Source organism: Mesorhizobium sp. LjNodule214, assembly GCF_964252735.1.
Classification (GTDB): Bacteria; Pseudomonadota; Alphaproteobacteria; order Rhizobiales; family Rhizobiaceae; genus Mesorhizobium.
On sequence record NZ_CAXUPE020000002.1, the window covers coordinates 2,104,626 to 2,131,059 of the forward strand.

General features: G+C 59.5%; 25 protein-coding genes and 1 pseudogene. 16 read left to right on the forward strand and 10 right to left on the reverse strand.

The features are described from left to right. Positions 1-369 precede the first annotated feature (369 nt). Entirely contained in the window at positions 370-2,244 is a 1,875-nt protein-coding gene (locus ACSQ3Z_RS23920) for a Wzz/FepE/Etk N-terminal domain-containing protein (RefSeq protein ID WP_436173715.1), read from the forward strand. Positions 2,245-2,568: 324 nt separating this feature from the next. Here the strand turns inward: ACSQ3Z_RS23920 and ACSQ3Z_RS23925 are convergent, their stop codons facing one another. Continuing rightward, positions 2,569-3,681: a glycosyltransferase gene (locus ACSQ3Z_RS23925; protein ID WP_436173716.1), complete on the reverse strand. Its 1,113-nt coding sequence runs from the start codon at positions 3,679-3,681 to the stop codon at positions 2,569-2,571. 588 nt (positions 3,682-4,269) lie between these two features. Here ACSQ3Z_RS23925 and ACSQ3Z_RS23930 point away from each other — a divergent pair. From ACSQ3Z_RS23930 to ACSQ3Z_RS23980, 11 genes are all read left to right on the forward strand, one after another. Then, the gene (locus ACSQ3Z_RS23930; RefSeq protein ID WP_436173717.1) at positions 4,270-5,568 is read left to right on the forward strand and encodes a polysaccharide biosynthesis/export family protein; all 1,299 of its coding nucleotides are present in this window, start codon (positions 4,270-4,272) and stop codon (positions 5,566-5,568) included. A gap of 446 nt (positions 5,569-6,014) precedes the next feature. Next, positions 6,015-7,205: a glycosyltransferase family 2 protein gene (locus ACSQ3Z_RS23935; RefSeq protein ID WP_436173718.1), complete on the forward strand. Its 1,191-nt coding sequence runs from the start codon at positions 6,015-6,017 to the stop codon at positions 7,203-7,205. Position 7,206: 1 nt separating this feature from the next. After that, positions 7,207-8,178 carry an NAD-dependent epimerase/dehydratase family protein gene (locus ACSQ3Z_RS23940; protein WP_436173719.1) on the forward strand — a complete coding sequence of 324 codons (972 nt, stop codon included), beginning with the start codon at positions 7,207-7,209 and terminating at the stop codon, positions 8,176-8,178. Between the two features lie 49 nt (positions 8,179-8,227). Continuing rightward, a complete protein-coding gene (locus ACSQ3Z_RS23945) occupies positions 8,228-9,160 on the forward strand; it encodes a glycosyltransferase family 2 protein (protein ID WP_436173720.1) in 933 nt (310 codons plus the stop codon). Beyond that, positions 9,157-10,149: a glycosyltransferase family 2 protein gene (locus ACSQ3Z_RS23950; protein WP_436173721.1), complete on the forward strand. Its 993-nt coding sequence runs from the start codon at positions 9,157-9,159 to the stop codon at positions 10,147-10,149. The genes ACSQ3Z_RS23945 and ACSQ3Z_RS23950 overlap by 4 nt, the downstream gene beginning before the upstream one ends. Further along, positions 10,133-11,233, forward strand: coding sequence for a Gfo/Idh/MocA family protein (locus tag ACSQ3Z_RS23955; protein WP_436173722.1), 1,101 nt, complete (start codon positions 10,133-10,135; stop codon positions 11,231-11,233). Before ACSQ3Z_RS23950 ends, ACSQ3Z_RS23955 begins: the two co-directional genes overlap by 17 nt. Beyond that, positions 11,230-12,327, forward strand: coding sequence for an NAD-dependent epimerase/dehydratase family protein (locus ACSQ3Z_RS23960; RefSeq protein ID WP_436173723.1), 1,098 nt, complete (start codon positions 11,230-11,232; stop codon positions 12,325-12,327). The genes ACSQ3Z_RS23955 and ACSQ3Z_RS23960 overlap by 4 nt, the downstream gene beginning before the upstream one ends. Then, positions 12,324-13,886: a glycosyltransferase gene (locus tag ACSQ3Z_RS23965; RefSeq protein ID WP_436173724.1), complete on the forward strand. Its 1,563-nt coding sequence runs from the start codon at positions 12,324-12,326 to the stop codon at positions 13,884-13,886. The genes ACSQ3Z_RS23960 and ACSQ3Z_RS23965 overlap by 4 nt, the downstream gene beginning before the upstream one ends. Continuing rightward, positions 13,883-14,884, forward strand: a complete 1,002-nt coding sequence (locus tag ACSQ3Z_RS23970) for a polysaccharide deacetylase family protein (RefSeq protein ID WP_436173725.1) — start codon at positions 13,883-13,885, stop codon at positions 14,882-14,884. The genes ACSQ3Z_RS23965 and ACSQ3Z_RS23970 overlap by 4 nt, the downstream gene beginning before the upstream one ends. Further along, the gene (locus ACSQ3Z_RS23975; RefSeq protein ID WP_436173726.1) at positions 14,877-15,755 is read left to right on the forward strand and encodes a glycosyltransferase family 2 protein; all 879 of its coding nucleotides are present in this window, start codon (positions 14,877-14,879) and stop codon (positions 15,753-15,755) included. Before ACSQ3Z_RS23970 ends, ACSQ3Z_RS23975 begins: the two co-directional genes overlap by 8 nt. Then, positions 15,752-16,717, forward strand: a complete 966-nt coding sequence (locus ACSQ3Z_RS23980) for a glycosyltransferase family 2 protein (RefSeq protein WP_436173727.1) — start codon at positions 15,752-15,754, stop codon at positions 16,715-16,717. The genes ACSQ3Z_RS23975 and ACSQ3Z_RS23980 overlap by 4 nt, the downstream gene beginning before the upstream one ends. 42 nt (positions 16,718-16,759) lie before the next feature. Here the strand turns inward: ACSQ3Z_RS23980 and ACSQ3Z_RS23985 are convergent, their stop codons facing one another. From ACSQ3Z_RS23985 to ACSQ3Z_RS23995, 3 genes are read right to left on the reverse strand one after another with little or no spacing between them, the layout of a single operon-like run. Continuing rightward, complete coding sequence (locus tag ACSQ3Z_RS23985; RefSeq protein WP_436173728.1) at positions 16,760-17,803, reverse strand: polysaccharide pyruvyl transferase family protein; 1,044 nt, start codon at positions 17,801-17,803, stop codon at positions 16,760-16,762. A gap of 12 nt (positions 17,804-17,815) precedes the next feature. Then, complete coding sequence (locus ACSQ3Z_RS23990; protein WP_436173729.1) at positions 17,816-19,048, reverse strand: ABC transporter ATP-binding protein; 1,233 nt, start codon at positions 19,046-19,048, stop codon at positions 17,816-17,818. Positions 19,049-19,051: 3 nt separating this feature from the next. After that, on the reverse strand, positions 19,052-19,897 hold the full coding sequence (locus tag ACSQ3Z_RS23995; protein WP_436173730.1) for an ABC transporter permease: 846 nt from the start codon (positions 19,895-19,897) through the stop codon (positions 19,052-19,054). A 425-nt stretch (positions 19,898-20,322) separates the two neighbouring features. Between ACSQ3Z_RS23995 and ACSQ3Z_RS24000 the strand changes: the two genes are divergently transcribed. Next, complete coding sequence (locus tag ACSQ3Z_RS24000; protein ID WP_436173731.1) at positions 20,323-21,015, forward strand: hypothetical protein; 693 nt, start codon at positions 20,323-20,325, stop codon at positions 21,013-21,015. Positions 21,016-21,219: 204 nt separating this feature from the next. Here ACSQ3Z_RS24000 and ACSQ3Z_RS24005 read toward each other — a convergent pair whose 3' ends face one another. The 3 genes and pseudogenes from ACSQ3Z_RS24005 to ACSQ3Z_RS24015 all read right to left on the reverse strand — a co-directional run. Further along, the gene (locus ACSQ3Z_RS24005; protein ID WP_436173732.1) at positions 21,220-21,762 is read right to left on the reverse strand and encodes a cytochrome b; all 543 of its coding nucleotides are present in this window, start codon (positions 21,760-21,762) and stop codon (positions 21,220-21,222) included. Between the two features lie 331 nt (positions 21,763-22,093). After that, positions 22,094-22,546, reverse strand: coding sequence for an NAD-binding protein (locus tag ACSQ3Z_RS24010; protein WP_436173976.1), 453 nt, complete (start codon positions 22,544-22,546; stop codon positions 22,094-22,096). Positions 22,547-22,567: 21 nt separating this feature from the next. Next, a pseudogene (locus ACSQ3Z_RS24015) lies at positions 22,568-22,949 on the reverse strand (NAD(P)-dependent oxidoreductase); the annotation flags it as partial. Between ACSQ3Z_RS24015 and ACSQ3Z_RS24020 the strand changes: the two are divergent. Beyond that, positions 22,857-23,159, forward strand: coding sequence for a hypothetical protein (locus tag ACSQ3Z_RS24020; protein WP_436173991.1), 303 nt, complete (start codon positions 22,857-22,859; stop codon positions 23,157-23,159). The pseudogene ACSQ3Z_RS24015 and the gene ACSQ3Z_RS24020 overlap by 93 nt on opposite strands. 13 nt (positions 23,160-23,172) lie before the next feature. On the opposite strand, the gene ACSQ3Z_RS24025 is transcribed toward ACSQ3Z_RS24020, so the two are convergent. After that, positions 23,173-23,766, reverse strand: coding sequence for an NADPH-dependent FMN reductase (locus ACSQ3Z_RS24025; RefSeq protein ID WP_436173733.1), 594 nt, complete (start codon positions 23,764-23,766; stop codon positions 23,173-23,175). Positions 23,767-23,773: 7 nt separating this feature from the next. Then, positions 23,774-24,649 (reverse strand): aldo/keto reductase, encoded by an 876-nt coding sequence (locus ACSQ3Z_RS24030; protein WP_436173734.1) that lies wholly within the window; start codon positions 24,647-24,649, stop codon positions 23,774-23,776. A gap of 415 nt (positions 24,650-25,064) precedes the next feature. Here ACSQ3Z_RS24030 and ACSQ3Z_RS24035 point away from each other — a divergent pair, with 415 nt between their 5' ends. Continuing rightward, entirely contained in the window at positions 25,065-25,205 is a 141-nt protein-coding gene (locus tag ACSQ3Z_RS24035; protein WP_436173735.1) for a hypothetical protein, read from the forward strand. A gap of 359 nt (positions 25,206-25,564) precedes the next feature. Here the strand turns inward: ACSQ3Z_RS24035 and ACSQ3Z_RS24040 are convergent, their stop codons facing one another. Further along, on the reverse strand, positions 25,565-25,810 hold the full coding sequence (locus tag ACSQ3Z_RS24040; protein WP_436173736.1) for a hypothetical protein: 246 nt from the start codon (positions 25,808-25,810) through the stop codon (positions 25,565-25,567). Positions 25,811-26,149: 339 nt separating this feature from the next. Here ACSQ3Z_RS24040 and ACSQ3Z_RS24045 point away from each other — a divergent pair, with 339 nt between their 5' ends. After that, positions 26,150-26,302, forward strand: a complete 153-nt coding sequence (locus tag ACSQ3Z_RS24045; RefSeq protein ID WP_436173737.1) for a hypothetical protein — start codon at positions 26,150-26,152, stop codon at positions 26,300-26,302. Positions 26,303-26,434: the final 132 nt, after the last annotated feature.

Sequence of the window (26,434 nt, forward strand, 5' to 3'; positions counted from 1 at the left end):
TACGGTGATCGTTATCGCGCGCCTGTGAAAGACGAGGCATTCCAATCGACATCCCTGTTTCCCGCAGGACAGGCTCAACCTGGGCCCGGAATCTCTTGCTCAGATGTTTTGCCATTTGGCAATACGACTCAATTTCTTCCTTGAATCGCACGACGTGCAGCGGAGCATGGGCCGCGTGAGATTTCGTTTTATTGCAATCAGAGGTTAGGAATTCGCGCCTTTGCCGAGGAGCGGGCTGATACCCGCCCCGAGCGGTCTGCCCCTGAGCCTCGCCGGCGCCGATACTGAATTTGCGGACATTTAGTCAGATAGTGTGGTAGGGTGTTTCTCCCATGCGCTGCCAGTCTCATCCCACGGGTTTGAAGGCTTATGCTCCGCGAAGTTGAAAATCGGCACCCGGATGCTGCCTTCATATTCGGCGATCCTCTGTCGGGAACGATTGATCTCGAAACACTCCTGGCGGCAGCGCGACGGCAGTTGAGGTTCGTACTTACATGCGCGCTCGCAGGCCTTGTGCTGGGGCTGGCGTACCTTGCCGCAGAGGTGCCCTTGTACGAGTCGACGGCCAGAATCCTGATCGACAAGAACCAGCCATCCGTCGTGACGAAGTTAACAGAGAGCGGAAGCTCCACACAGCTTGACCCGATGATGCTGAGTCAGGTCGAATTGTTGCGTTCCGACCGGATCGGGCTAAAGGTCGTTGACAGCCTCGGTCTTGCTACCGATCGCTCCTTCTTGTCAGCGCCGTATTCGTTGCTCAACAGTCTCAGAGGATCGGTCGCTTCGGTGGTGCGGTCATTCATTGGCAGTTCCGAAGATAGAGGAGCGCCGGCGAAACCGAGTGCGGCGCGGGGGCCTGATCGATGGCAGGCATTTGGCATTCTGGCTGAAAATTTAACGGTAGCTCGCGTAGGCGATTCTTATATTCTGCAAATCCAATTTCAGTCGCCTAACGCTGAAATGGCGCAAGAAATAGCCAGTAAGTATGCTGAAATCTATATCTCTGACCAAGTTGGAGCTAAAGACGAGTCGATCATCCGGGCTCGCAGTGCCCTGGCGGAAGAACTCGAGACGGTGCGGAAGCGATCGGTCGACGCCGAACTCGCGGTCCACAGGTTCCGAACAGACACCACGCTGACCAAGGAAACGCTGGTTACCTTGCGCCAGCTCGAACTTGAAGCGTCTTCCCTCAAGTCGCAATATGAACAGGTCCTGCAGCAGTACCAAGCGAGCCTGCAGAACCTTTCGATGGCGTTGACTGAGGCGCGGATTATCTCGGAAGCATCATACCCCGGCAGACCAAGTTCTCCGAACAGCATTGTTACGTTGGCGATCTGCGCCGTGCTCGGCGGCATGATTGGCGCCGGTGTGGGCGGAATTCGGGAGTACCGGGAGCGCTTTTTCCGCACGAGGGGTCAAGTGCGCGATGAACTCGGACTCGACACGCTGGGAATGATCCCGTTGCTGGACGGGAAGCCAATTCGCCGGAACAAGCATGACCGTGCGGCCGGAGATCGGTCATTTATCGAGGTGGGGAACAGCGCTTTTAATTGGGTAGAGCAGCATCCGCGCTCGGAATTCGCTGAAGCGATGCGTACGGTGAAAGTCGCTGTTGATGTCGAGTTACCGAGGAAGAGCACCAAGGCGATCGGCATCGTTTCGTGCCTCCCGGGAGAAGGGAAGTCGCTGGTCGCGGCTAATTTTGCGACGGTTCTTGCCATGCAGCGTTGTAGGACGCTGTTGATCGATGCCGACATCCACAATCCGGGCTTGTCCCCTATGTTAGCCAACGGCTGGGAACGAGGCCTGGCCAACTTGTTGGCTGGAGACTTCAATGCGAGAGATATGCTGGCCCATCAGTCATTGCCATTGAGGTTCCTGCCCGGCGTGAACCAGAGCCAACAAAAGCTCGCAAAGACCGTGCAACCTATCGAGAAAATGGGCGACTTTCTGCTCAAGGCGGGCGCTACGTTCAATTACGTCGTCGTTGATTTGCCCCCGTTGGCTCCAGTCGCGGACGTGAGGTCCTTCGTCCAGCACCTCGACGGCCTTGTTCTGGTTGTTGAATGGGGCGTGACCGCTCGTACATTCGTGCGCGAATGCCTCGACAACAATCCGATCCTTGCGGACAAATGTATCGGCGTTCTGCTCAACAAGGTCGATATCAAAAGAATCAAGCTGTATCAAAAGTTCGGCAGTGCCGAATTTTACAGTGAGCGTTATGGTCAGTATTACCAGACTTAGTTGTTGAGCAAGCTTGACGACTAATGATGTTCGTCCGGACCTATCCGTGCGAGACACAGGAAACGGTGTTCGACGCGCAAGACCGGCGTTCCCCCTAAATTTAGGCGGAGTCTGCGCGCATCCTCTACGACAACAAGAAGACGGTGGTGGAGACGATGTTGGTCGGCAAGGACGGGCAATACAATCGTTGCTTCCTTCAGCCGGTGGCCTGCGCGCTGGCATCGGCTGGGAGAAGGACCAGAACCATGTCGGACAGGTGAGATGCGGAGCCGTCAGAATTCACGTTCGGCCCAGCTATCTTGGTCGCCAGTCCTTTGCCGGTCCTTACATTCCGCCACCCAACACCGCCGTAGCGCGGACACGCAAAGCACCCTGCGAATAGGCCTGCAGCATATTCTGTCGTGCCTGCATTCCGATCCTCTTGCGGAGCGTTTTATCGCCCACGAACACCAGTGCTTGCGTCAGCGCCATCTCCGCCGAGGGAACGGCAAGCTTCAGCATATTCTCTCCATCCTTGCCGTAATCCCGGATACCGCCGACGTCGGTCGCGACCACCGGAAGGCCGGCAAGCATCGCCTCGGCGACGACGATGCAGAACCCTTCCGTATCGGACAGGTTGATGAACACGTCATGATCACAGGCTAGCTCGAACCAGCGCGCGACATAGCCATGGAAATGCACGCGATCTCCAATGCCGAGCTCATCCGCCTTGCGCGAAAGCGCCTGCCGTTCCGGCCCGTCGCCGTAAAGATCGAGGCTTGCAGAAACGCTGCGGTCCTGGAGCATTCGGATGGCCTCGATCAGGCGGTCAAAGTTCTTCAAAGGGATAAGCCGCCCGGCAGCAGCAAGGCGCAAGGGTGTGTGAAGCGCGTAATCGCGCTTGTGGCTGGAAGCCTCATCGGAGCAAAATAGAGGCACGATATGCGACCGGCGCCTGCGCGGCAGGAAGTATGCTTGCGTCTCCTGCAGCGTACTTTCGCAATCGGCCCAGATTTCGTCGACGCGCCAGGATAGCGCCTTGAGCACAGGGCCATAAACGCCTGCGGCGCGCCGGGAGCGGTAGCGGTAGCGGGCGGTGTGTTCGAATGAAACGCAGCGCAGCCGTGGAGCAAACATCGCAGCAAGCCGTCCCAGGAGATTGGCCTGTTTGAGCGACAACGCAACCATATCCGGCCGCCACTCCCAGATGAGGCGCAATACTACAAAGAACGACCCTACGAAGTTGCGCAAGGAAGTCTCTTCACTCTGCGAAGTCAGGATAAAATTGTGCTCTCCGATCTGTGCCGCGATTTCATCGGCAAGAGCCCCACCTCGACCACGGCAACAGGCGAGTATCTTCAGCTGGTGGCCGCTGAAAAATCCTGCTCGCAACAAGGTAAGCAGCCCGTGCTCGGCGCCACCGGGATCAAATCCGTAGATGAAATAAAGAATTCGCATGTGATAATGAAGCGCTCCGGTTATATTGCACCTCGTATCTACTATCGCAAGTAACTGTCCGGTCTTGTGTGAACTCTACGCCGCTTCTGGTGAGGGCCCGGCGGTGCGGGTTGGGAGATTTCTCAGCCCCGCCGCCTGGCCGGTTTCTGACCTTTCAGACGCGATCGTATGGCTTTGTTTATCTCCCCTGCCTGCCAAATGAATATTGGTGCGCGACGCAGGCCGAAAACAATCAACTCGAAGGCCTGCGTCGCCAGCCGCCGCCCAGCTCCATGATTCTGCCTGACCGGGGATAGGTGTCCGTCTCACCTGCCCCTAGACGCCTGAACTTCAACGATAGGCCTGCGGGAACGACGCTAGCTCTTCGGTCCGTCACGCCGATCCCGTCCAACTCCTCCGCCTGGGCGACTTTTGTACCGAGCTTTGCCTGGGATTAAGTGAGGGCATATCGCACAGACGCGCTGTGACCGAGGGCACAGTGAACTCGATATTTTCGTGACAGGTTGGAGCAGCTGATATCCTGCTCGATCCGTAACTGCTCAATCCATTGAATGGGTTGCGACAAGGGGCTGAATTGGGTGAGCACAAATGTCGAATAGATCGGCGCGGTGGTGGGCAGGCAGCTGCGCCGCGTCCGCGTGTATATTTTTGTTGTTCGCATACGCGAATCTGTCGAATGGCTCTGCCCTGGCTGAGGAGCACAATGTCGACGAGTACCGTCTGCAGACTGGCGACGTGATCGGCTTCGCTGTCATAGGCTATCCCGAGATGCAAAAGCGAGCTGTTATCGATCAGAGCGGTATAATTGTGTTGCCGGTCTTAGGCCCCCTAAACGTTCTCCAGAAGACAATAGAGGATGTTCGCAAAGAGGTAATCGAGGCTCTAAAACCGAAGTCCCTTCCGCAACGATCTGCTGATGGCACTGAGAATTGGACAAGTTTCTATCCAGATCAGATTATTGTTGATATTGAAGAATACAGACCCATCTATATCGACGGGGACATTGCCACTCCTGGGACTCAGCCCTTCAGACCAGGGATGACTGTGCGACAAGCTGTGGCGGCTGGCGGCGGCTATAAGCTCGGTCGCGGTGAGGTTGCAAACCCTGATCTGACTGTGGCGGACCTTGGCGGCCGCCTTGACGTTCTGCGCATCCAGTATCAGGAAAGCGAAATCAAAGTTGCTCGGATAAAGGCGCAGCTGAGCGGCGCCAAGGCGATTGAGGTTGCGGACGCACAACGTGACCCGAGCCTCGAACCTCGTCGCGACGAAGCTTTGCAACAGGAGCAGAAGCATCTTGAAGCTCTCTATGCGGATCAGGAGAAGGAGCGCGCTTCAATCAAGTTGGCCACGACCAAAGCTGCCGAACGGATGGGCTATCTGAAGGAGCAGCAGAAGGCGGATCAAGCGGGCGCGGCAGCGGATGCGGCGGAACTTGTTCGCCTCAAGAAGCTCTTCGAAAAAGGTCTGATCCAGATCACCAGAGTCAACGATGCTCAACGCGCAGTGTTCTTGTCAGCGACCCGCGCTTTGCAAACCAACGCTGAGATCTCTCGACTTGAACGCGACCAAGGTGATTTGCAGCGAAACCTCGAGAAGCTTGCCGATCAAAGTCGAATTGACCTGCTGGCTACCTTGCAGACCGAAAGCGCGGCGATGACGCAAATGCGCGCCGAGATGGATTCGTTGGCCAAACAAATCGCCTATGTGAGGCAGTTGCGCAGCGACCTTGTGGCCGAGGGGAGCCGGCGGGTTACGATAGGTGTAACCCGTTCCAATGACGGACAGACAGAGACGACCGGGGCGACTGAAGATACCCTGCTCGCTCCGGGTGACACCATCACAGTTACGCTGCAGGACCCAACAGGAGCGGCGGTCGCGAACTAGCCAGCCAATATTTGTATTGGAGAGGCGCAGAGGTGTCCTATCGAGATGTGATCCGGGCCAAGAGAGTTCTGATGGCCGCTCAGGGTCTGGGCAACGACGTGATTGCCGCGTGCCTGGATACGCTATATCGCCCGGTTTCAGCTCCTTGGCACGAATAGTAGTTTCAGCTAATATGTCCAGTGAACGACCCATCCCAGCAACTCTGTGCCTAGCGTTGCGGCGGATAGCAGCAGACGAAGAACGCTGAAAACCAAAGACATTCAGCGATTTTTGCGAACGCCTGCATACCAGCGGAGAAGGGTTTAGATGACACTCTGTCCGTCAAACTCTCGTCAGGTCTTTGCGAACTCTGGGCTGCTTGATTGTCTTATTGATGAATTGTCCAAAAATCATTTCTGGCCAATCTGGGGGCGATCGCAGTGCTCTTCGTTCGGGCGTGACTAGGGATGGCGGAGTTGGCGGGCAATTCACAACATTCTGCCCACGCGCTCGTGGCGGTTATCATCCCTGCCTACAACGCGGAACCATTCATCGAGCGTACCTTGGCGTCCGTGCTCGCCCAAACGCATAGGAATATCGAAATAATAGTCGTTGACGATGGTTCGACCGACGGAACAGCATCGATCGTTAGACGACTGTCTGATGGCGACGGGCGCATCAAGTTGCTCCAACAGAAGAATGGTGGCGTCGCGTCGGCGCGCAATGCGGGGATGCGGGCAAGCAAAGGCACGTTTATAGCGCCCGTAGACGCCGATGACCTCTGGCACCCGACCAAGCTCGACAAGCAACTGCGAGTTTTCGCTGCGGCTGGCAATGATCTAGGGCTTGTCTATACACTTTACCGGACGATTGATGCCGATGATATGGTGATCACGACGCCGAAGCGGACGCACCCGAATGGATGGGTGTTCATGCAGCATCTCGGACAAAATTTCATCGGCAACGGCAGTTCGGCGATGTTTCGGCGCGATGTTCTCTTCGAAATGGGTGGCTACTCCTCGCGACTGCGCGAGAGCGGTGCAGAGGGTTGCGAGGACTTCTTCATCCAACAGAGCATTGCCTCGAAATACCGTTTCGGCGTCGTTGAGGAACATCTTGTCGGATATCGCCGAACGCCAGGGAATATGTCGGCAGATTTCGTGCGAATGCTCATCTCGCGTCGGTTGGTGCTCGAGAGCGTACTTGCCCGCTGCACGGAGGCGGTGAAGCCTGTCCTGCTGGATGCGATCTTCCTCACCGATGTCGAGATTGCCAAGCTTGGGCTAATGACGCACCGATTTGCTGCGGTCGCCAGGCACTGCGCCAAAATGCTCTGGCGATCACCTGTGCAGTTCGCGAAACTCGTTGCAGCATTCGCGGCCATCTTCTTGCGCAACGTGAAGCGAGCGCTTCCCCAACCGGAAAGCCAGGACCGCGGCTCGGAGATCGGAGGAAATTTTTGGAGCTACTCCATTCATGATTTTGCGGATTCCGCCGGGAATGCCAACTACCGCGTGGGGCTCAGCAATCTTGCGGTAATGGACGAGAAGCTTGGACCAAGCGGAGCCTATTTGACCCGGCCTCCTGAACAAGGGACGCTTGCAATGCCCAACGAGAACACGAATTCCGACAGCCTACTCCGTCCCCTCGAGACATGAGATGAAGAAGCTGTTGCTGGCTGGAGGAGCAGGATTCATCGGGTCGCACCTGGTCGACCGGCTGCTCAAAAGAAACGATTTGGACATGCTGGTTGTGGTCGACAGCCTATGGACCGGCAGGGCTGAAAACATTGATCATATCCGAGATCAACGCCTGGTGCTGGTCCGCTCCGAGGTGGAGCATTTCAAATCCGATTTCCAATTCGACGAGATTTTTCATCTTGCGTCGCCCGCGTCGCCGCCAGTCTACATGCGGGAGCCCGAGCGTACAATCTCAGCAAATCTGATTGGCGCCATGCGGCTCTTGAAGCTGCTCAAGAAGGGTGGGCGAATCTGCTTTGCGTCGTCCTCGGAGGTTTATGGAAACCCGTTGGTCAACCCGCTGCCCGAGACGTATCGGGGGGCAGTGGACTGTACGGGCCCGCGCTCTTCCTACGACGAAGGCAAGCGCTGCACCGAGGCGCTCCTCTTCGAGAGCAACCGGGTTCGTGGCGTCGATGTGCGGGTTGCCAGGATCTTTAACGTCTACGGTCCGCGCACCCGAGCCGATGATGGACGGGCTGTTTCCAACTTTATCGCCAATGCGTTGTCCGGCAAGCCGATCGTCGTTCATGGTGATGGTCTCCAAACCCGCAGCTGGGGTTATGTCGACGATATTGTCGATGGGCTCGAACGGCTGTTCTGGCTGGAGAACTTCAATCATGTGGGAGCAGTCAACGTAGGAAACGACCGGGAAATTTCGGTGATTGAGATCGCGCAATATGTTGCGGGCCTCATTCCCGGAACGACAATTGTTCATGATGAGCCGACGCCGCAGGATCCGACCAACCGGCGTCCTGACCTGACCCTGTGCCGAAGAATCCTGCCGGGGTGGTCGTGCAAGGTGCCCTATGAAGAGGGTCTCGTGCGCACCCTACGCTGGTTTGAGGGCAATGGTGAAATTGCGGAAATGAGGGCAGCCCATGCGATCTAGAGCCGGCATGATCTGAGATAGGCGGTCGGCATGTATTGCGGAGCGGAAGGTGAATGAATCAACGGTTCGCGTGACCGTCCTTATTGTCACTTACAATCACGCACGCTACGTGGCGGCCGCAATCGACAGCGCTCTCATGCAAGAGGCCGATTTCGGTGTCGAGATATTGATCAGTGAAGACTTTTCGACCGACGGTACCCGGGAGATTGTCGAGCGATATGTTTCCAACCATCCTGAAAGGCTGTCGGCGATCTATTCCGGCAACAATGTGAGATCGAACGAAGTCGTCGCGCGAGGACTCCGGGTGGCGCGTGGGCGCTACGTCTCGATCCTCGATGGCGACGACCTGTGGACATCCAGGACCAAGCTGAAAGATCAGGCGGCCCATCTCGACGCGCACCCGGAACTCTCCGCAATATTCTATAATGCAGTCGTGGCGGATGGCGATGAGGTCACTTCGACACGGTGGACGCGGGCGGACCAGAAGCCCATCGTGACGCAAAGGGATATCTGGGAAGGCAACCCGTTCGCAACTTGCGCAGGCATGATGCGAACCGCGTGCGTTCAAAACCTGCCGTCGTGGTATGCCGATTTCTTTCCGATCACTGACTGGCCGCTGTATGTGCTTTGCGCAAGGACAGCAGATCTCGCCTTCGTCGACGAGGTAGCAGGGGTCTACCGTCTGCATCCGGGCGGACTCATATCGGCACTGCCAAATCGACCCAAGCTGGATGCGATCGAAGCATTCTACCGGCGCATGGCGCAGGTTCTGGACACTCGAGGGGCAAATTCTGCGCGTTGCGGCTGCTCCCGCTACTTCTATGAATGGTCGATGCGGTATCTGGTAGAAGGCGATTTGCCATCTGCCAGATTGTGCTTCCTGCGGAGCCTTCGCGGCGGTGGTGTCGGACATGATGTGCCTAAACGCGACATTGCCAGGTTGGGGCTGCACCTGCTGAAGTCCTCGGTGCTCCCGAGATGACGACGGTCCGCGACTTCGAGTATCGCGATCCGATCTCGCCGTTGCGACCGGCGGCTGCTCGCCCGAAATGGTCGGTGATGATCCCCGCCTATAACTGCGCCCGCTTTCTTGCCGCAACGCTGGAAAGCGTGCTGGCGCAGGACCCCGGCCCGGCTCAGATGCAAATCGAAGTGGTTGACGACTGTTCCTCAGATGATCCGCAAAGAGTCTTGAATGAGGTCGGCAGGAACCGCGTCGGCTTTTTCCACCAGCCGCAGAACCTAGGGCATATCGGCAACTTCCATACCTGCCTGGATCGTGCCCAGGGCGAACTCGTGCATCTCCTGCACGGCGACGATGCGGTCCGCCCCGGCTTCTACGAACTGCTCGGACGAGGCTTCGATGCGGACCCGAGTACGGGCGCGGCATTCTGCCGGGCGATCTTCATGGATGCCCACGGACAGGAGCTGTCGATTCCGCCTGCAATGCAGTCAAGTCCCGGACGGCTCGAGAATGCGGCGGTTCGACTGGCGCTGGAACAGCACATCATGACGCCATCAATCGTGGTGCGGCGCGCGGTCTACGAAGAACTCGGCGCGTTCGACCGGCGGCTGAAATGCAGTGAAGACTGGGAGATGTGGGTCCGCATCGCTTCTCGGTTTCCTGTCTGGTACGAGCCGCAGGCCCTTGCTCTCTATCGGATGCACCCTCAATCGAACACAGGGCGCCATATCCGAAGTGCCAAGGACATGGCCTACACGCGAATGGCGATCGATATTTTCAAGAGCTATCTTCCAGCCGAGCTTGCGGACGATGTCGCGGCGTCGGCCCGGCGGACCTATGCGCTTAGCGCTCTCGAAACTGCGCGGCGACTGTTTAGCGCCGGCGATTGGGCTGGATGCCTGGCGCAGATGAGCGAAGCGTTCCGCTTCGATCCCTCACTCAAGACAATTGGGCGTATGCTGCGGCTCGTTGCAAGACAGGGAGGCAGGATTGTCCATCCTGGTTGAAACCGGGCAACGGCCTGCAGGACCCCGGAAAAATGAACCGGTCCGGCTCGTTTTGGCCGGATGTGGCGCCGTCACAAAGCTCTACTATGCGGAAGCGCTTTCACGCCTTCACAGCAGAGGCCAAGTTGCCGTCGCGGGGATATTCGATCCGGAAGCGAAGCAGGCCGCACTCGTTCAGGCGCGACTGCCGTCAGCCAAGGTTACGGCCAGTTTCGAGGGCCTTTTGGCTATGGACGCCGATATTGCGATCATTGCTTCGCCACCTCGATATCACGCCGATCAGTCGATACGGGCGTTGGAAGCCGGGATGCATGTTCTGTGCGAAAAGCCGATGGCCACGAGCAGCTCCGAGGCGGATCGTACCCTTGCGGCAGCGGCAGCCAACAAGCTTCATGTGGCAACAGGGCTCATCAGAAGGCAGTTCCCTGCGACGCGGTCGATAAAGGCCATGCTGGAAAGCGGATTGATCGGACGGCTGCGAAGCGTCAGTTGTTTTGAGGGCGGCTCCTTCCAGTGGCCCGTGGCTTCGATGAGCTATTTCAGTTTCGCGGAGTCCGGTGGTGGCGTGCTTCAGGATATCGGCACGCATTGCCTTGACCTCCTGACCTGGTGGTTTGGAGAACCCGACGAAATCCACTACGCCGATGACGCAATGGGCGGCGTCGAGGCAAACTGCCTTGTCCGGCTGCGTTTTGGCGGCTTCGACGCGACGGTCAGGTTGAGCCGGGATTGGGCTCGCCCGAATCTGTATCGCCTTGAGGGCGAACTTGGTTCGATTTCCTGGACAGTCAATGAGACCGAGACTGTGGAGGTCGCCTTGAATAGAAGTCGCACGAAAGGCTTCGCTTCCTTCACCAATGCCGACGGCCGGTCGCGCGATTTTGTCGAGGCGTTTTGCGATCAGATTTCGGGCTTGGTGGATGCGGTCCGGAACGGGGGGCCCCTTTCCGTGCCGGCCAGCGCTGGGCGCAATGTGCTCGATCTGGTCGAAGGATGCTATGCCAGACGGAAACTGATGGACATGCCCTGGCTCGGTCCGGAAGAATTTCTCCATATCGCTGCTTCCACCGGAACCAGACAATGACCGGCACAGTTGCAGTGCTTGGCGCCAACGGCTTCATAGGTTGCCGCACCGTGGAGTTGCTGCACCTTTCCGGCTGGGCGAATGTGAGGCCGATCGTTCGCAGGCCGGATGCTTTGGCCAGTCTGTCTCGCTTTGCGATAGACGCAATGATGGCGGATGCGTGTGATCTTCGGGCTCTTACCGCGGCCTTTGCAGGCTGTCAGTACGTCGTCCATGCAGTTGCCGGCGATGCCCGCACGATCGTCGATGCTATCGAACCCGTCTATCGTGCAGCCGCCGCTGCCGGCGTGCTTCGTCTGATCTATCTCAGCAGCGCTTCCGTTCATGGCCAATCGCCCCCGCCCGGGACGGACGAAACGAGCGCGCTGCATGACGATCAGACGATCGAGTACAACAATGCGAAGGTGCATGCCGAACGCCGACTCGGGCAACTGTCACGCGACGGCGCGGTGCAGGTCGTGGTGCTGCGGCCTGGAATTGTCTTTGGCCCACGCTCCAGTTGGACCGGTGGTTTTGCCGACGAACTCATTGACGGTTCCGCCTACCTGGTAGATGGCGGCCACGGTATCTGCAACAGCGCCTATGTCGACAATGTCATTCACGCGATCAAGCTTGCCATCGAAGTGCCCGAGGCGGCTGGCCGAACCTATCTGATCGGAGACCGGGAAGAGATCAGTTGGGCAGATCTTTGCCGACCGATCGCCGAGGCACTGGGGTTCGACCTGGCCACGATTTCGGCTTCGGCGCCCTTGTCATTTGTTCCGAGCTGGAAACAAAGGCTGAAGGAAAGCGAAGGATATCGGCGGCTTATACGAAGCCTGCCAAGGCCAATTCGCAGCGGACTGAAGGCAGGCTATGCCGAGTGGCGGAAGGCAGAACGCAATGCGACCGGTGCGACCATGGCCCCAACGGTCATGGTATCGGAAGAGCGCGCGCTTTTGCACCAGTGCCAGACGAAACTTCCATGGCACAAGGCCGAGCATGAGCTCGGATACCAACCTTCTGTTAGCTTCGAGGAAGCATGCCGGCGATCGGTCGGCTGGTTGACTTTTGCGGGCTACCCGACCTGCCGAAACGGGGCGGGTGAGAGATGACCGCCGGCCCCGCTGCATCCAGCGTTTCGGTTGTCATCACGACCTATAATCATGCGCGGTTCCTTGCCGAAGCGATCGACAGTGTCCGCAACCAGACCGTAAAGCCCGATGAGATCATCATTGTGGACGATGGGTCGTCGGACAATCCCGAAAGTGTTGTTCGTCGATATGACGACGTCCACTACATCCGCCAAAAAAACCAGGGTTTGGCCGCTGCGCGCAACACCGGGATGACGGCAGCGCGCGGCGAATTCATTGCCTTCCTGGATGCCGACGACAGGCTGCGCCCGGTGGCGCTCGCCACCAATCTTGCCTTGTTTCACCACAATCCCGATTGCGCGTTGGTCTACGGTGCCTACCGCGACATTGACGAGGCCGGTGCAGTCAGGAATACTGTGCCACTGAGGTCGGCGGGCGAGGACCCGTATGCGGGGTTCCTGACCGGCAACCTGATTGGAATGCATGCGGCGGTGCTCTATCGCCGCAGGACATTGGAAGCCGCCGGCGGATTTGACCGGTCACTGCGGGCTTGCGAGGACTACGACGTCTACCTTCGCCTATCACGGGCGAACAAGGTAGCCTGCTCTCCGGAATGCCTTGCAGATTACCGTCGGCACGCAAGCAATATGTCAAAGAGCAATCCGATGATGTTGCGCGCGGCGCTGAAAGTCCTTCGCCGGCAGCGGAACATCGCACAGACCAATCCTGATTGGGCGGCCGCCCACCGTCAGGGCATCGAAGAATGGAAGCTCTATTATGCGGACATGCAACTGGCACAGCTTGGTACAGCGCTGCGATCCCGTTCTTCGCTCGCCAGTCAACTCAGCAGCACAATCGCCGTTTCGCTTGCAGCGCCGATGCAGACCGCCGTGATGCTGCGGCGCCGCTTCAGGCGCCGTTCAAGTCGGCACCGCTCGAGCGCCTGGTTCGGTGACCTCGAGCGTACCGCACCCTTCAGCACGGAGTTCGGTTTTGATCGCGGCAAGCCGGTGGACCGCCGCTATGTCGAGACCTTCCTCGCGTCCTGTTCGTTGAACATATCCGGAAGGGTCCTGGAGATTGGCGACAACGCCTATACGATGCGTTTCGGAGGCAGTCGAGTTACCACAAGCGATGTTCTGAACCGCTATGACGGCCACCCGTTGACAACCTTCGTGGGTGACCTGGCGAAGAGTGAGGATCTGCCCTCCGAGACCTTCGATTGTATCGTGCTCACCCAGACCCTGCACCTTGTTTTCGATCTACCCGCTGCGGTCGCAACCCTGTGGCGGATCCTGAAGCCGGGAGGCGTGCTTCTGATTACAGTGCCTTGGGTGAGCCCGATTGACAGGGGAGAATGGGGCGGGAGCTGGTACTGGTCGATTACTCCGGGTGCCCTGAGGCGACTTCTGTCGGACAGGTTTGGGACGAAGAACGTCGAAGTCAGTCACTATGGAAGCGCGTATTCTGCTACCGGCTTCCTCTACGGCCTGGCAGAGCATGAGCTGAATTCGGCATTGCTTGATGTGAATGACCCCTGCTGTCCAGTAATAGTCGCGGCACGGGCTTTCAGGCGATGAGCGACGCCGTGACTGCGCGTCAAACTGTCAGCAAACTCCTGCGACGCGGGCGCCAGCTTGCCGGCTTCAATCGACCTATCGTGCTGATGTATCACCGCGTCGGAGCACCGCTCATCGATCCTTGGGAACTCACGGTTTCGCCGCAAAATTTCGCCCGCCAGATCGAAGTCTTGACGAAAGCGCGTGACATTGTTCCCCTGCAATGGCTGGCGCAAAGGCTTCGCGAGGGACGGCTACCGAGAAATGCGGTGGCAATCACCTTTGACGACGGCTACGCGGATGTCCTCGAAAACGCCGTGCCGACCATGCGGCGTATGAACTGTCCTGCGACTGTCTTCGTTGCCACCCATGCGATCACCGACCCGTCAGTGTTCTGGTGGGATATTCTATCCCGCATCATTTTGGAAATGCCAGCTCTCCCCAATGCTCTGGAGATCGAGATCGCTGGCCGAAACTACGACTGGCGCGTGAGGGAGGACGCGATGCAAGCGGACTCCAATAACGCGATCAACCGCACGACGCTCCATTTCGACTTGCACGCACTGCTGAAGCCGTTGAGAGCACACGAACGCGAGAAGGCGCTGGAGCGGCTGGCAAGATGGGCAGGAACCGACGCCAGTCCCCGAGAGCGCGATCGCGCCATGACGCATTCGGAGTTGCGGCAGCTCGCCGACACCGATGGCGTTTCGATCGGCGCCCACACCTGTACGCACCCATCCTTGCCGCTATTGAATCGGGACGATCTTGAACGCGAGATTTCAGGCAGCCGCCAAAAATGCGAGGAGATCACAGGACGGCGGGTGGTGGGATTCGCATACCCGTTTGGAGATTTCGATGGCAGCACCGCCAATGCCGTGAAGTCTGCCGGCATGTACTATGCGGTAACCACCCTGCCGCGTGAAGCGGGGCCTCGCGTCGACCCTTTCCGATTGCCGCGTGTTGCGGTCGGCGATTGGGGTGAAGCTGACTTTCGGCGCATGGTGCTATGCCATGGCTGACAATTCAGCCGGACAGCCGCGTGTGACGGCAATCATCGTCGTGTTCAACGGTGAGAGGTATCTTAGAGAAGCTGTTGACAGCATTGTAGGTCAAAGCTTCGTCGACTGGGAACTCCTGGTTGTCGACGATGGCTCGACTGACCAGTCGTCCGCCATCATACGCGGCTATGAGCAGCGCCTGCCCGGCAAGGTTCGGCTATTGTCTCATCATGACAACCGCAATCATGGTATCAGTGCCTCGCGCAACCGTGGGCTGGCGGAGGCGCGCGGCGCCTATGTCGCGTTTCTCGACGCAGACGATACATGGCTGCCCGAAAAGCTTACCGAACAAGTCTCCATCATGGAAAGCGATCCGGCGCTAGGCATGATCTATGGCCGCACTTTGATCTGGCATAGCTGGGACGAGGCTGCTGATCGTGCGGACTTCTACTACCCGCTCGGCGTCGAACCAGACGCCCGTTATGAGCCACCCATGCTGCTGGAGCTGCTGCTGCAGAACGAGGTCCAGACGCCGACAACTTGCAATGCCCTGATGCGTTCAAGCTTGTTTGCAACGCTTGGGGGATTCGAGAACAGCTTTCGCCTGATGTTCGAGGATCAGACATTCTTTGCCAAGGCGCTCGCCTTCGCGCCCGTCTACGTATCCGGCCGCATCTGGGCAAAATACCGCCAGCACGCTGAAAGCTGCTCTGTTGCCTCCGCCAGGGCAGGCGCTGACGAGGCCGCGCGCATCGCGTTTCTCAAGTGGCTGAATGGCGTGATGGCGGATCAAGGCGCCTCTTTGCGCATTCGTTCCGCAATCTGGAAAGTGCTCGCGCGCGAAACCTGGAATGCGAACAAGCGAAGTATCAAGAGACGGCTTCAACGATGACTTCCCTGCCGCAGGTGACGATCATAACACCGTTCCTCAATGCGGAGGCAACTCTGGGCGAAGCGATCGCCAGCGTCCGAGCCCAGACGGTTACGGATTGGGAGCTCTTGCTGGTCGACGATGGCTCGACGGATGACAGTGTCGAGATCGCCACTGATGTTGCGGCAACCGATCCCCGAATTAAGGTGCTGCGCAGGCCTCCCGGATCCAAGCGTGGCGCCGCGGCAGCGAGAAACGCCGGAATAGAGGCCGGCAGCGGCGATTTGCTTGCCTTCCTCGATGCAGACGATCTGTACGAACCGCATATGCTCGAGACGGTCCTGGCGGCAGCCGATGCCAACCCAGATGCCGCAATGATCTTCGGGCCAACCAGATGGTGGTATCCTGATAGCGCGCGCCCCGACTGGATCGAACCGACAGACGGACTTGCCAGACGTTTGCATCAGCCTCCCCGGCTTCTGAGGCGGCTTCTGCTGATGCAGGACGGCCACGTTCCGTGCACTTGCTCCGTGCTCTTGCGCAGAAGGGCGATTGCCACGGTTGGCGGCTTCGAGGAGCGCTTCGAGCTCTATGAAGACCAGACTCTGTGGGCGAAGCTATTCCTGCGCTTTCCCGTCTTTGTCACTCCTGTAACGCTCGCACGCTACCGCCAGCATCCCGGTTCGGCATCGGCGTCGGCCACAGAGCGAGGGCTCTACGACCACATGGGGAAACACCCTGCCCGCGCACCCTTTCTCGACTGGCTCGCCGAATACGTTGTCAAAAGCGGGCTAAAGGATCCGAAGCTCGATCGCGCAATTCGCCTCGCGCGATCGCCTTACACCAGCGAGCCGACCGTTCGAAACAAGGCCGATCGGCTGTCATTGAAAGCCGCAATGCAGCTCGCGCGGCTTCGTCATCGCTTTGCGCGAAGACTTGCTCGCCTTTACAGGTTGATGACCGGGAGCGTCAGCAGATCGTGACCATCAATCGGTGAGTGCGTCAGCGATACGCCCGAGGCTCTTTCATCCTCGACGAAGCATAGTGAAAACTCCCCGGACAACCTTACGTCTCCACGACTTGGCCGCAGGCGGCGTCTCCACAACGTTCCGTTCTGCTGTCAAATCGCCGACTGGCTGAAGGCCGGCCCTGAACGCTTCCATTCGCTCGGGCAATTGACGGGCGCCGAACGAGGCCTCGACCTCGTCACCGGTCAAGCTGTCCAACAGCCGCTCGCGGGTTTGAAACAGGAGTTTCTCGGCGCCCGACGCGCACTCTCCTGCCAACCGCCTTGCCTCGGGACTCAAGGCGAAATCCAGCGCCTGCGCTAGTTGCTGCTCGTCGATCTGGTCCAGCGTGAGCACGTTCGGCCAGCCAACCCGGGTGCATTGCTTGGCGATCTTGCCGCTGCCCGGCACCGGATCGATTGCAAGCGCCGGCACGCCGTTCTTCAGGGCAAGGACGAGGCCGTGCAGGCGCGTCGTAATGAGGACGTCGACTCGCGCGATCAGCGCTTCGACTTCTCCGGGGGTGCGCAGACCCCCCTCATTGACGTCGAGCCGCGTGTCGATGCCAACGACGGCGAGCTCGCGGGCTTCGATCAGTTTCGCGATCGCCGCGTTGGCGAGCGCGACTTCCGCTCCCGGATGCTCCTCGACGAGGCAGACGCCGACGACCGGAGGAAGATCCTGCCGCGCCGCGAAGACCATATCCGGATTGGTTCCGGCTGAACTGTCACGCTCGATCAGCAGATCGAACGGGTTCCATTCGTCCAACGGGAGGTCCATCGACAAGTTCAGCCCGATGAGCCGGCATCCCGCGAAATGCCCGAGGAATTCCGCTTCAAATTCGCCGCGGCCAAACGGACCGCAAACGAAGATCACGTGGGAATAGTCGCCAGGATCGAGCAGTCGCCAGTTCAAGCCGCCGGCAAAGGGCGGATCGGTCGCCAGATCGTAGGCAATGGATCTTTCGTCGAGCCATCGGCAAAGAACGTCGCGTGACAACAGGTCACCGGCCGTGGCGTGCCCGCGCGCGAAACTGAACCAGCCGGCCACCAGTATATTCATCGATATCCTAGCCTACGTTCCCCTGGTCCAGCGGTGAGGCATCGTCATGCTGCCGTACCCTGGCTCTGCATTGACCAGCCGTCCGCCGAGGACGCCCGGCTGCACATCGAAGGTCGCCGCACCCTCGACGTGATCCTCGAGCGCACCCTCCCGCGATGTCAGCGCGGCATTGATGCGATAGCGGCCGGGACGCAGCAGCAACGGCTGGAACTCGCAAACAAAACTGTCGCCGACGAGCTCGCTGTCAGAATGCTCGGCAGAGTCGAATGAGGTCACGGCATCACCGAACTCATCGTAGATTGTGAAAGAACAATCGACCAGCGACTGGTCGCCAGCGGCACGAAAACGAAAACGAGTGCGCTGGCCGGAGGTCGGGACGCTCGCATCGCCTTCGATCTCGATCGCCGTCAAGCGAACCCGCCCGCGACCGGAGCGGACCGCGCGAGTGGCGAGATCCTCCGCGGCCTGGTCCGTGATCGTCCGAAGGTAAGTTTCGATCACTTTTGCAGTGGGGCCGTCTGCCTTGATCGTGCCGTCGCCGATAAGGATCGCCCGGTTGCAGAGTTTCTGGACCACGGACAACTGGTGGCTGACGAAGATGACCGTGCGGCCAGTCTGCGCGATCTGCCCCACCTTGCCGATGCACTTCTTCTGGAATGCCGCATCGCCGACCGCCAGCACCTCGTCTACGACAAGGATGTCGGGCTCGACATGCGCCGCCACGGCAAAGGCGAGCCGCAAGTACATACCGCTTGAGTAACGCTTGACGGGCGTGTCGAGAAACGGCTCGACGCCGGAGAAATCGACGATCTCATCGAGCTTGGATCTGATCTCGGCGCGCCGCATGCCGAGTATCGCTCCGTTGAGATAGATGTTCTCACGGCCGGTGAGTTCCGCATGGAACCCCGTGCCGACCTCCAGCAAAGCTCCCAGCCGTCCGCGTATCCTCGCGCGACCGGAAGTCGGCTCCACAATCTGCGCCAATATCTTGAGAATGGTGCTCTTTCCCGCGCCGTTGGGTCCGATCACGGCAAGGACTTCGCCTGCGCGCACCTCGAAGGAGACGTCCCTCAGGGCCCAGAATTGATCGTCTCCACTGTTGCGCCGACCCAAATCTGGCTCCCCGTGAATTATTCGCCTTGCGCCGCTGGCCAGCGCGTCCCGCAAGGTAGGGAAGCTGTTGTTCGCCACCCCCAGTCTGTAGGCCTTGGAGAGATTGGTGGCTTGAATGACTGTGTCGGTCATTGCTCAGATCAGGTCCGGAAACGCGCGTTCGGACTTTGAGAAAATAGCCAGTCCGGCAACGAGAAGGGCCAGTGAGGAGAGGGTCGATATCGAGATCATGACCCAATCGGCGGGCGTGCCCAGTAAGCTCCAGCGCACGGCTTCGACTACCCCGACCATAGGGTTCAGGCTGTAGAGCGGCCGCCAGAAGGGGGGCACGAGATTGCCCGGATAGACAACCGGGGTCATGAACAGAACGATCTGGAGGCTGAACGGCACAAGATATCCCACATCGCGAAAGCGGACATTGATCGCAGATAGCGCCACTCCCAGCCCCGTCGCCGACGCTGCCATGACGAGCACGAACAGTGGCAGGAAGAGCACCTGCGGTGCCGGCCAGCTTCCGAATGCCAGCAGCGCGGCGAACAAAAGAGCGAAGCCGACGATCATATCGGTCAGGCACGCGGCCATAGCGGATATGGGAATGATCAGACGTGGAAAATAGACGCGCTTCACCAGTTCCTGGTTGCTGACAAGACTGCCGGTCATGCTGCCAACCGCTCGCGAAAAAAAATTCCATGGCACGAGCCCACACAGGACAAACAGCGGGTATGGCGCGCCGTTTGATGAGATGCCTACGAGCCGGCCAAAGAAGACACTGAAGACCGACATGGCAACGAGCGGCTGCAACATTGCCCAAAGCACACCCAAATAAGTCTGGCGGTATTTGACCTTGAAATCGCGCCAGGCCAGGAAGAACACAACTTCCCGATATCGCCAAAGCTCGGAAAGGTCGATCAGCCGCCGCTTGCGGGACGGATCGATCACCGTCTCAACAGTTGCAGGTAGCGGATCTGTCCGAACCGACACTATGATGGCGTCCCTGCTTCCTTGACGGCCCATTGAGGCCTACATTTCCGCGCAGTGCAATCAGGACTTTCTCCGGGAACGCTCGAACGCCTGGACTATTGGTTCGGCCTCCGCCAGCTGAACCTGTGAGAACAGGCACCGGTGATTCCGGAAGGATCAGAAAGAGGAGACCTCTGCGCCGAAACTGCCGAGACAAAATGCCCAGCCCGATCGCGTGCGGTGCGCGCCTTCACCCTGTCGTGGTGTCGAGCGCAGGCTCATATCCTCGAAGGGAAACGGGGCATGGCTGCCGGTATGTCCAGCGACGCCGATCCGGCCCACCTCACGAATGGCCTCGGCACCGTTGGGCAACCGAGGAGACGTCCTTCAAATGGCATGCCTCCTGCCGGCACACTCATCCGGCCGCTGACGCGCTACAGCTTCTCATGCGCCGCGAAGGGCTCGGCCCGGACGATATCGCGGTCGTGGTGACCCATGTCCACCAGGGAGCCATCAATGTCCGGGGCGCGGTGGACATACCTCAAACCGTCCACCAGGCGAAGTTCTCCATGGGCGCGGTCTTGGGGCTTATAGCCGTCCATGGCGTCGCCGACCGCAACGCGTTCGAACGCCACGTACTTGCCGATGACCGGGTCGCGCGCTTCCGCTCGAAGGTGCGCATGGAACTCGATGCCGAGGTCGCCCCCCTTTATCCGAAGCAATGGGTCGGCAAGGTAAGCATCACGACCGTGACAGCCGCAAACTCAATGCCCGGGTCGACGAACCCAAGAGCGATTCCGGTAACACGCTTGCGAAACAGGAATTGGAAGCCAAGGCTATACGCCTTGCCGAATTTCGAGGTGGCGCCACCGCTGACGAGATGCGCGCTGCATAGCCCGCATCTGGAACCTCGATCGGCTTGGGAGCAAGGCGGATCTATTTGCGAGACTCTAGTCCGTGAATGCGATCAAGGTGCGGGGGCACAGACTCCGAGCGAATATCTCACGATGAACCCTAGCCAAACCCGCCGATTTGCACGCATTGACGGCGAGCATTGCCTGATTGCGGCATGGAAGCGATCAGGTTCTCGACTGCGATTGCTTCAAGCTACTGGGTGTGCCCCACTCGCTTCGCATTGACAAGGCGATCCAGCGCCTCAGGTGATCGCGGTTCTGCTCGATGCGAAATGTCTGCTGTGGCTCCAAAGCGGTCATCATCGCCTGAGCCTCAAGGGCATCTCGGGTCACGACGAGAAGTCTGCGGTGACGGCATGGCCGAATGACCTCATTGCCGCAGAAATGCGCACGTTGCCGCATAGCTCGGAAACGGCCATGCGTGGGGCACTACGCTTCCCTTCGGGGCAGCATCCGCTCCAACACCTCGTCTCTCCCCACGAAATGGTGCCAGAGTGCGGCTGCCGCGTGCGCTCCCGCCAAGATCAAGATTGCGTTGGCGCAAAGGCTATGAAGTTCTCTGATACTGCCCGCGATGCCGCGATCCGCCACAAACGGTGCCGGGATCGTAAACAATCCGAAGAAGGTGAGCGCATCGCCCCTGAACCAAGTCAGCAGGATGCCAAGCACGGGAATTGCGACAAGCAGGACATACAAGGCGAAATGACCAAGCTTGGCCACGGTCCGTTCCAAACCTGTCATAGAAATGGGGAGAGCCGGCGCGCCTCTTGCCAACCGTAAAGCTACCCGCCAGAGGACGAGAGCAGCCAGCAGCAGGCCCAAAGAGATGTGAAGCCACCATGCCAAGGCTCTGTTTGGATCGCCACGCTGAAATAGATCATCGCCGAAGGTCAGCAGATATATGCCTACGACCAACGCGAACAAAGCCCAATGCAAACCCTTCTGGATCGAGGAATAACCAACTGTCGTCATAGGCATCTCCTAATTTAAGCCGGTCGAGTTGCCATCTGCATTAGGGCGAAGATGCGGCTCTGACATTACGGTTTCGTAATTCAATGGCCAGCCACGGTCGAGCAAGCAGCCATTCACTCGCTCGGCCGAGGGCCCACGATGCGTCGCGCAAATCATTTTCGCCGCGCAAAGTTTCACGCGGCCGCCCGCCTGGACGCCGGTGTCGGCAGTCTCTTCAGAGTTTTCGGGCCGTGGCAGCCCGGCCTGTCCGCGAAGCCCGTTACGCGCCGCCAGCGAGGCCACTTCGAGGCAGGGCAGCCATGTTACACATCTTGCGAGGGTATGCCGGCCGTCAATGGTAATCCGCGCCGGCATCCCTGGCGGCAAGCTGGCCGATGGCCGACCAATCAAGTTTTTCGCCGCTAGAGGCGAGCAGGGTGAGGAAGCGGTCACGCAGGAGGCTCGCCAGCGGGAGCGGCACGCGCAACTCCTCGGCTGCGGCCAGCGTCAGCCGGATATCCTTCTGACCCAACGGCGCCGCGAAGCCAGCAGGCTCAAACTTGCCATTCGCGATCAGCGCGCCATAGGTCTTGTAGACGGGGGCCGTGAACAGGGTCGAGGTCAGGATGTCGACATATAGTTGCTTGTCGACGCCGCCCTTGCTGACCAGCGCGATCGCTTCGCCGAGCGATTCGATCACCGAAGCGATCAGGAAGTTGCCGCTAAGCTTCACCAGATTGGCGGCTTTCGGTGTCTCGGATACGACGACGGTCTTCTGGCCCACCGCATCGAGAATCGGTTGCACGGCGGCGATGGCATCCGGCGCTCCGGCCGCGACGACGAACAGTTTACCGGCCGCTGCCACATCGGGCCGGCCGAACACCGGTGCTGCGACGAAGCGCTTTCCAACCGCGGCATGATCGGCCGCGGGGCGCTCCGACAGAGCGACACTGATTGTGCTGCAGGAGATGTGCGTCGCTCCCTTCGGAAGGTTCGCGAGCAAGCCCCCCTCGCCATAGACCACGCTTTCGACGGCGTGATCGTCTGCGAGCATGGTTATGACAGCCTCGCCGCGACAGGCTTCTGAAAGCTTGGCCGCGGAAACGTGCACCGTTGTGGACGAGGATCTCGTCCTTGCCAGGCGTCCGGTTGTAGACGGTCATGTCATGCCCTGCCTCAAGAATATTGTTGGCCATTGCGGCACCCATGTGCCCCAGTCCGATGAAGCCGACGTCCATGATGGTCTCCTTTCGATCGATGCCGTCGCGAGACGCGCGTTTCTCACCCGTGCCGATCCGCCCGATCCAGAAGCCGCGGAAAGGCCGGCCGATGCTCCCGCGCCCAAAAGCATTGCGATGGGCGGTCCGCTGGAATGTGCTCCCCCACTGCGCGGTTCCCGTCGGGCAGTGCTTTGCTGAGATTAATTCGACCTCAGCTCAACGACAGATGCGCATACTCAGCCTTGCGAATAGCTGGGCAAAGGGCGATCAGGCGATCGATAGCTGACAAGGCGAAACGCAGGCTGGGCTCGTCGGTCAATCGTCCATCCTTGATCTTGTCGGCAACGTTGCCGATGACGACCTGCGGACCGAGAACTGGACGTGACTGGATTGCGAGCAGCGTCTCGTTGGCCTGTGCCTGGGCACGAACGCCGCCGGTGAAGGCCGGCGACACAGAGATGACGAGCACAGCTTTGCCGGTCAACGCCGACCGACCGAGAGGCCTCGACGCCCAATCAAGCGCGTTCTTGAGGACACCTGGGATCCCGTGATTGTACTCCGGCGTCGTAATCACAACGCCGTCGCTTTCCGCAACGGCTTGCCTGAACACCCGCACGTTCTCTGGTGTGGACGGTCCATCTTGATCCTCGTCGTAAAGTGGCAGCCGCAGATCGCCGATTTGAAGGTCAACCGCCGGCCTCAGCTCCGGCTGGAGGCCTCGCAGAACCGCAAGCGAGTGAGAGCCTAGGCGCAGGCTCCCGGGCAAACCGAGGAGCCGCGCCTGTGTATGTGCCGTTATCGTCACCGGTGCATCACTCCCCAGGCTGCAACGGGCCTGAGCCGGCGCTGGTCGCTTCGATGGCGGCAGCGATCCCGGCCAGATCCTGCCCCGTCAAATCGAGGCTGGTCGCGTCGAGCCAGCCGTCCACCTGAGCCGGGCTGCGGGCACCGACGATCGCGCCCGTTACCCCCGGCCAGGCGAGCGTCCAGGCTATTGCAACCGCGGCGACACTCGTGCTGTGACGGTCGGCGATGGGTACCAAGGCGTCGGCGAACGCCAAGTTGCGGGTGAGTTTTTCGCCGGTGAACTCCTCATTGCGGGACCGCCAATCGTCTTTGGGCAATGCCTGGGCACGCTTGACGGAGAAGCCGCCCGTCAGGAGGCCGGATTGCATGGGACTATAGACAATGACGCCGGTCTGATGGGCGTGGCACCAGGGCAGTTCGGCCTTGGCGACATCGCGGCGGATTGCAGAAAACGGCGGCTGCAGCGTGTCGACATGGCCCAGGGCCTCTGCCGTTTCCAACTGCGCGGCACTATGATTTGAAAGGCCAACGGCGCGCACCTTGCCCTCCTTCTTCAGGTCGAGAAGCGTCCGCCAGTATTCTTCAAGTGGCGCGCCGTCCTCGGCCGGCCAGTGCATCTGGTAAAGATCGATGCGCTCAACGCCAAGGCGCTTCAGCGAGACTTCCACCTCGCGGCGGATACTTGCGGATGCGCCGACTTGGCGCTTTGCGTTCCGTTTCGATCGCGGAGACAAAGGAGCGTCGCCAGCGCGCGTTTCTGCCCGCTGCTGTTCTACACCGGCGAAGCGCCTCGCGCGTCCTGGCGCTTGCCTGTGGCTTGCTTGGTTTGCCTGCCACTCCTGCAAAGGGCGCTCAGCGTCGGCCTTGTAGCCGCTCGGCATCGGCTGCCAATCGGCGGGCCGGAGCCTCATGCACCATTGACGTTTCCGATATCCCCAACGCTCATACAGGCGTCGAACCAACCCACATTTCAGCTTAGGTGAAGGAACTTCGCTTGCCACCAGCCGCGCTCGATCGGAACCTCGCCGGCGCCGTCCGTCCAGCGTCCAGCTGCGGCCGGGACGCTCTGTAAGCTCGTGAGCCAGCATATTAGCATCCTCTTGACTACAAGACGCACTGCACCAGAATCCTATCCATGGCGCGGGAGATCAACATAGGTGACAAGGTGGCGATCATCGCCACGGTGGGCAAGCGGATCGAGGACCGCGTGCCCTGCATATCCCGACGACCAATTCTCCATATTCGATCATCGATCCCAGAGCCAAACCAGGCGACAAGATCAGGCTCGAGGGCGAAGTGGTACATGTTGACGAGGATCTTGGCCGGGTCACGGTCCAGGCGCTGGGCCGCATCACGGTCGACGCCGGCACGGTCGTGTTGGTGAAGAAATATCGGCGACCGGAAGGCACTACGCCGCTGATCAACGAGCCTAGCTGACGATATCTGGACTCTCTCCCGCAACGGACGCATTCTCTCCTCGGAGAGAGAGGGGCGTGGGCAAAGTCCATCGTCATCAAGGCGCCAATCAGGCTGACCGCTGGCGAAAGCGCGCCGGCAGACAAATGCGGTCGCGCCGGCTACCGCGCCTGCTCTTGGGGTTTCTCTTTCTAACCGTTGGTATGCTGGCCGCCGCGGCGCCGCAGGCTGGAGAAAGGCGAGACGGTGAAACGCGTTTGCCTGACGATGTTGACGGCCGGCGGTCCCAAATCATCTACGACTAGACGAATTGGCCGCTCGCTAAGCTCGCTGCCCAAATACATGATCTGGCTGGCCGTCGTTTCGTTGATGAGGCCCGATCAGGCCGGCATCATGGAGTGCAAGATGGCCTGCATGTGCTCTTCCAGGTCGAGTTCGCCCCGTGCCTCCACAGTCAACAGGTATTTGGCCTTGGCCCGGCGATCGCTTCGGCTGGTCGCAGGATAAGAGCAGATGGCCAGCAATGCTTGCTCTTCAATTCGGTCTGCTCTCTTTCGGTCGTGCCGGCTGCTGCCCGCTCGATGAACAACCCTGTGGAGCGCGCAATAGGCGGTCTCGTGGGTCAAGATCAACGCCGGCAATTCGCGTGAAGTGCCCTCCTCTTCAGCAAACGTCGGTTCAGAAGCGGACCTTCAGGCGCCCTGCGTGCATCGACGTAAACTGACCCCTGATGGTCATTCCGGAAGCGAGATTGCAGGTCCGAATCGGACTGAGCAAACGGACGTTCTGCCATGCTATCTGCGCCGCCCGTGGCGCCACCCCGCTGACGAGACGCCCGTGAGCCTCTTGAAACCCCGACTCAAGGCCGCCTTCGCCGGCCTACAAACGTAAGCCTACGGTGAAGGCCGCCTTGTCGCCTTAGGACGAACATTGCAAGTCCGGGGAATAATCCTTGGAGGAGTCCTATGACGATTGCGCGCGTGGAAGTGATCACCTCGGTGCAGCGCCGGCGGAGCTGGTCGCGGGCTGAGAAGGAGCGGCTGGTTGCGGCCACGTTCGAGCCCGGGCGTCACGGTATCGGAGGATACGCAGTATCGTATGCCGGCTACGCCAACTGATTTGCGACTTATCCCAAATTTCTCGTGAAGCGTTGGGGACAACCGTACTGACCCCGTTTGCGGCGGGATCGGTGTCCATTACCTTTCCGTTAACAAATGGACGATTAGATCGTGGTGGGGGTCAAACGCGAA

Coding starts and splice junctions, on each gene's coding strand:
- ACSQ3Z_RS23965 (WP_436173724.1), top strand. CDS start 12,324: ATGACCGCCGGCCCCGCTGCATCCAGCGTTTCGGTTGTCATCACGACC.
- ACSQ3Z_RS24030 (WP_436173734.1), bottom strand. CDS start 24,649: ATGCCGAGCGGCTACAAGGCCGACGCTGAGCGCCCTTTGCAGGAGTGG.
- ACSQ3Z_RS23935 (WP_436173718.1), top strand. CDS start 6,015: ATGGCGGAGTTGGCGGGCAATTCACAACATTCTGCCCACGCGCTCGTG.
- ACSQ3Z_RS23970 (WP_436173725.1), top strand. CDS start 13,883: ATGAGCGACGCCGTGACTGCGCGTCAAACTGTCAGCAAACTCCTGCGA.
- ACSQ3Z_RS23985 (WP_436173728.1), bottom strand. CDS start 17,803: ATGAATATACTGGTGGCCGGCTGGTTCAGTTTCGCGCGCGGGCACGCC.
- ACSQ3Z_RS23920 (WP_436173715.1), top strand. CDS start 370: ATGCTCCGCGAAGTTGAAAATCGGCACCCGGATGCTGCCTTCATATTC.
- ACSQ3Z_RS23940 (WP_436173719.1), top strand. CDS start 7,207: ATGAAGAAGCTGTTGCTGGCTGGAGGAGCAGGATTCATCGGGTCGCAC.
- ACSQ3Z_RS23990 (WP_436173729.1), bottom strand. CDS start 19,048: ATGACCGACACAGTCATTCAAGCCACCAATCTCTCCAAGGCCTACAGA.
- ACSQ3Z_RS23950 (WP_436173721.1), top strand. CDS start 9,157: ATGACGACGGTCCGCGACTTCGAGTATCGCGATCCGATCTCGCCGTTG.
- ACSQ3Z_RS24045 (WP_436173737.1), top strand. CDS start 26,150: ATGACGATTGCGCGCGTGGAAGTGATCACCTCGGTGCAGCGCCGGCGG.
- ACSQ3Z_RS24000 (WP_436173731.1), top strand. CDS start 20,323: ATGCGCCGCGAAGGGCTCGGCCCGGACGATATCGCGGTCGTGGTGACC.
- ACSQ3Z_RS24005 (WP_436173732.1), bottom strand. CDS start 21,762: ATGACGACAGTTGGTTATTCCTCGATCCAGAAGGGTTTGCATTGGGCT.
- ACSQ3Z_RS23975 (WP_436173726.1), top strand. CDS start 14,877: ATGGCTGACAATTCAGCCGGACAGCCGCGTGTGACGGCAATCATCGTC.
- ACSQ3Z_RS23980 (WP_436173727.1), top strand. CDS start 15,752: ATGACTTCCCTGCCGCAGGTGACGATCATAACACCGTTCCTCAATGCG.
- ACSQ3Z_RS23960 (WP_436173723.1), top strand. CDS start 11,230: ATGACCGGCACAGTTGCAGTGCTTGGCGCCAACGGCTTCATAGGTTGC.
- ACSQ3Z_RS23925 (WP_436173716.1), bottom strand. CDS start 3,681: ATGCGAATTCTTTATTTCATCTACGGATTTGATCCCGGTGGCGCCGAG.
- ACSQ3Z_RS23930 (WP_436173717.1), top strand. CDS start 4,270: ATGTCGAATAGATCGGCGCGGTGGTGGGCAGGCAGCTGCGCCGCGTCC.